Origin of the sequence: Alcanivorax sp. P2S70, assembly GCF_000475295.1 — a bacterium.
GTDB lineage: Bacteria > Pseudomonadota > Gammaproteobacteria > Pseudomonadales > Alcanivoracaceae > Alcanivorax > Alcanivorax profundi.
Genome location: NZ_AXBZ01000070.1, coordinates 1 through 3,898 on the forward strand (window position 1 = coordinate 1; position 3,898 = coordinate 3,898).

6 protein-coding genes are annotated in these 3,898 nt (G+C 57.3%); 1 reads left to right on the forward strand and 5 read right to left on the reverse strand.

Annotation, left to right across the window (positions count from 1 at the left end; genetic code table 11):
• Window positions 1–19: 19 nt before the first annotated feature.
• Both Q672_RS32735 and Q672_RS32740 read right to left on the reverse strand, forming a co-directional pair.
• On the reverse strand, window positions 20–427 hold the full coding sequence (locus tag Q672_RS32735) for a DUF1330 domain-containing protein (protein ID WP_022986766.1): 408 nt from the start codon (window positions 425–427) through the stop codon (window positions 20–22).
• 109 nt (window positions 428–536) lie between these two features.
• Window positions 537–1,139 carry an IMPACT family protein gene (locus tag Q672_RS32740; protein ID WP_326929260.1) on the reverse strand — a complete coding sequence of 201 codons (603 nt, stop codon included), beginning with the start codon at window positions 1,137–1,139 and terminating at the stop codon, window positions 537–539.
• A 44-nt stretch (window positions 1,140–1,183) separates the two neighbouring features.
• On the opposite strand from Q672_RS32740, the gene Q672_RS33875 reads away from it, so the two are divergent.
• Entirely contained in the window at window positions 1,184–1,444 is a 261-nt protein-coding gene (locus Q672_RS33875; protein ID WP_022986768.1) for a hypothetical protein, read from the forward strand.
• Here the strand turns inward: Q672_RS33875 and Q672_RS32745 are convergent.
• The 3 genes from Q672_RS32745 to Q672_RS33880 all read right to left on the reverse strand — a co-directional run bounded on the left by Q672_RS32745 (window position 1,438) and on the right by Q672_RS33880 (window position 3,805).
• Window positions 1,438–2,565: an HlyD family secretion protein gene (locus tag Q672_RS32745; RefSeq protein ID WP_022986769.1), complete on the reverse strand. Its 1,128-nt coding sequence runs from the start codon at window positions 2,563–2,565 to the stop codon at window positions 1,438–1,440. The two genes, Q672_RS33875 and Q672_RS32745, sit on opposite strands and share 7 nt — an antisense overlap.
• Entirely contained in the window at window positions 2,565–2,912 is a 348-nt protein-coding gene (locus tag Q672_RS34430) for a DUF3302 domain-containing protein (RefSeq protein WP_022986770.1), read from the reverse strand. The genes Q672_RS32745 and Q672_RS34430 overlap by 1 nt, the downstream gene beginning before the upstream one ends.
• Window positions 2,913–2,998: 86 nt before the next feature.
• Entirely contained in the window at window positions 2,999–3,805 is an 807-nt protein-coding gene (locus Q672_RS33880; RefSeq protein WP_022986771.1) for a YbaY family lipoprotein, read from the reverse strand.
• Window positions 3,806–3,898: the final 93 nt, after the last annotated feature.

Consider the following 3,898-nt stretch of genomic DNA (forward strand, 5'->3'; position numbering starts at 1 on the left):
ACTATTCACTGTTAACTGCCTATCCCTCCTGCATCGCCACCAATCTCGCCTCTTCCAACGCGGCAGTACGGTGCCGGGTGGCTTCGCGGTATTCGGGGTCGGCCAGCATCAAGGCGAAGGCCTGCTTGGAGGGATAGCGAACCAGCAGGACGCTGTGCCAAGTTTCCCCTTCCGGCGCAATGACACCCGCCAGGGCGCGCCCTTTCCAGACCATCTCGCCGCCTACCCCCTTGACCTTGCCAAAGGCCACTTCGGAATACTTCTGGTAGGCCTCGCGGCCGCTGTAATCGGCTTCGCCATCTTTGTACTGCGCTTTGTCGCGAAAGCGCAGCAGGTTGAGCATAACGATAGGAGTGTCATCCGGTAGCGAGGCCAGGATGTCGGGCAGGGTCTTCGGATTGGGGTCGATAACGGGACGGTCAGCCATGAACGCTCCAGAGTCTCAGTTGTCGTTATTGTCCTATCAGATCACCATGGGCCAGATGCAAAGGCAAGAGAAGAGCCAATTACGACATCGAGCCAGACAAACGGGCCGCTCATGGCAGAGTAATCTGAATCTGTTCGGCCGCGCAGAGCTGCTCCAGCTCCCCCATCCAATCACGGGGAAAACGCAATGTCATGACCACGGATTGGCCATAGCTAACCTCTTCCACCTGCCCATCATGACATGCAGCCCAATGCCTGAGCCGCTGTTCCTGCGCAAAGCCCATCTCAAGCCGACACAGTACTTGCGGCACACTCTCTACCTTTTCGGCCTCCGCCAGCACCGACTCCGCCGCTGCCGCGTAGGCGCGTACCAGCCCCCCTGCCCCCAGTTTCACGCCGCCAAAATAACGGGTCACCACGACCAGCACATCACTCATACCCTTGTGCTGAATGACGTTAAAAATGGGTTTGCCTGCCGTGCCAGAGGGCTCGCCATCATCGTTCATGGCTGCCTGGGCTGAGGCGGGGTTACCCAGCAGGTAGGCATAACAATGGTGCGAAGCATCCGGGTAGCGTTGACGTGCCTGTTCAACGATAGCCATGGCCTCATCACGGTCGCACACCGGTCTGAGCCAGGTGATAAAACGGCTTTTGTTGATGGTGATTTCCCGGTCTACAGGACCGGCAGGAACAGGATAACCGTGGATGACAATGGCTCCGGCTGGGGCATGACACTCGCTATGCTAAACTCCACAGCATGAACCCGAAACCCTCTTCTGCCAGTCTCAAACGCCGGCGCCAACTTACGGTGATCATGGCGCTGTTGTTCAGTGGCGTGCTGTTTCTGCCGTTAAGCCTGGCGCTTTACCAGGACGGCAGTGTCTTTTTTCTCTTGCTGGTTCTACTGCTGTGGCTGGCCTGTGGCCGATTTGTCTTTCACCTGCTTTCCCCCGGCAGCCCAAAACAAAACGGGCGACCCAAGGCCGCCCGTGATGATACTCACACCCAGGATCAGTGATCCAGGTAGAGGTAATGTCGCCAGCTCATCATCCGTAGCAGGATCCGGCGGATGATCGCTACATGGTGCAGATGTTCTGTGTACACCGCTGCCTGGGCACTGACCCCCATGGGCAGGGACTGTACTTCGTCATTCCCTTCCAGCTCGATAATCACCATGGCCTCGTTATCCATCTTCTGGAAAGCCGCGCCACCTACCAGCGCCTGACCGGCAGCCAGCTGAGCTTCGGCAATGGTCGGCATCACTTGCACCAGCTTACCGCTGAAAACCTGGCCCGGCAGTGATGTGAAAGCCATCTCAACCTCTGCGCCCGGCTCCAGCCGCAACAAGGATTGCTGACGGAATGCGGCAACGTAGAGCCGCTCTTCCTGGTTGATAAAATTGGCAACAGGCTTGAGGGGCAAGGGTACAGCCATCATGCCTGGGCGCACCGCCAGCTGGGTGACAAACCCGTCCATTGGCGCACGGATTACGGTGTTCTCCAGATCGAAGCGAGCCTCCTCAAGCTGCGCCTTCACTGCTGCCACGGCAGGGTCGTCCCCATCCACTGAACCATCAAGCTGGGTCTCGGCTTTAGCCAGTGCAGCCTGTGCGGCATCAAGATCCGCCCGGCTGGCAGCAACTCGCTCTGTTTGGGTATCGATTTGCTGTCGGCTGAAAGCATCTGGCGCGCCTTGGTACCGGCGCAGGGTCCGCACCGCCTGGTCGCGCTTGGCAGTGGCTTGCATCACTTTGGCGCGGGCTTCCGCCACCGAGGCCACATTGCCTTCGGCCAATTGTCCGGTATCCGCCAGTTGCGCTTCGAGCTGTGCCACACGCGCCTCGAAACGGGTGCTATCCAGAATGACCAGAGGGTCCCCCTTCTTGACAGGGGTGTTAGGCTTCACCGGAACTTCCAGGACCCGCGCCCGCACCTCTGACACGATAGGAGTCACCACATAGATCTGGCGCACCTTATCGGTGTAGGGGTGGTTGTAGTTCATCGCCAGAATAATGGCACCAATCAGTACGATACCTCCCAGAATGGCGGTGGGCACCGTCCATTTGTTCAACGGAATCTTGAAGACCTTGAAGATAAAGACACAGATGGCGGCATAAGTCAGGAGAATCAGCGTTTCCATCAGGCATTCCCCTCCAGCTTGCGCTCCAGGGCATCAATTCGCTGTGCCTGGGCATCGAGAGTTTGCTGCATAGACAGTAATAATGCCTCATCGCTCTTCTGCTGTTCCTGTATTTGCTGGAACCCCCAACCCCGCTCGGGGCGATACAGGGTGGCCCAGATCCAGAGGAACGGCCATAAGACATGCAGGGTAAAGAGGCTTACCCAACCGGCAACATGAATTGCATCCTGATGGGGGTGGTCACGGTGTTTGGCGATATCGTATGGGATGTCGTGAATGACAATGACGCCGTAAAACAGCACCAGCGCCACAAACAGCAGTAGCCCAAGAGCAATATAATCAAGCATGGAGATTCCTTGGTGTAGTAAAGCAAAGCGTTCCCGCAATCTGCCCTCATGCTACCAGAAAACCTTCACAGGAAAGGGTGACACAATTAAAGATCTTCACCGCAACCGCGGTAAAGCTTCTGATTCAGCGTTACCGAGACCTGATACGCAAACTCCGCTCCGCTCATTCCATCCTCACAACCGCCCTTCTCTATCTCCACACGCAGGGCGGCTGACTCCGAGGTAGATTCGTACAATGTCACGGTATCTTCAGTAAGAGCACCAGCGTTAGGAACGGTGACGGTTCGTTGCCCATAATCCCCGACAAACACCAGTACCTCTTCGGGTACGATGACCAAATGCCAGCCCGGCTCATTGCCTTGGGCCCAGAAATCGGCCCCACGCTTGCGGGCCTGTTCCCGGTTCATGATCACTGCGCCGCGCTTGACCGAGCCGACTTTCTCCAGCATCAGGGTCATATCGGCCGGCACTCCGGCACTGAAATCCACGTCGTTGCGCTGGGTGGTTGTCCATAGCAACTCACCCCCTGCGCCACGAATTTCCGCCCGCACCGCGTACGTCATGGCCCGTTCTGGATCAACGGCATCCGCCTGGTAGCGTAACGCAAAAGGCACCGGCACCTGGCCAGGGGCATCAATATGCTGCTCGGCAATGATGTCGGCAGGCGCATCCATCCGCGATACATCAGCGAGGGAAACCGTCAAGGTCGCCCCTTCCGGCATGGCGATTTTTTCCCGGTACATGACCTTGCCAGAGAGAACCCGCTGTTCGCCTTTTACTGCAGGCGCCTCCCCTGTTGCGCGAGGGTCATTATCACACCCCGCCAGCAATCCCATGGTCAAAAGCAGCAGGGACATCCAGCCCAGAGTGATACCCGAATGAGATCCCATCATGACAGCACCTTCAAAAGTTCGAATGAAATATGGACCGAGGGAACCTCTGAATAATTCCTTGCATGCTCAGTTTTTCAGGCTGGTTCGCCCCCT

Excerpts from the sequence above, each read along its gene's own strand:
- Q672_RS33875 (WP_022986768.1), top strand. The coding sequence starts at position 1,184 with ATGAACCCGAAACCCTCTTCTGCCAGTCTCAAACGCCGGCGCCAACTT.
- Q672_RS34430 (WP_022986770.1), bottom strand. The coding sequence starts at position 2,912 with ATGCTTGATTATATTGCTCTTGGGCTACTGCTGTTTGTGGCGCTGGTG.
- Q672_RS32735 (WP_022986766.1), bottom strand. The coding sequence starts at position 427 with ATGGCTGACCGTCCCGTTATCGACCCCAATCCGAAGACCCTGCCCGAC.
- Q672_RS33880 (WP_022986771.1), bottom strand. The coding sequence starts at position 3,805 with ATGATGGGATCTCATTCGGGTATCACTCTGGGCTGGATGTCCCTGCTG.
- Q672_RS32745 (WP_022986769.1), bottom strand. The coding sequence starts at position 2,565 with ATGGAAACGCTGATTCTCCTGACTTATGCCGCCATCTGTGTCTTTATC.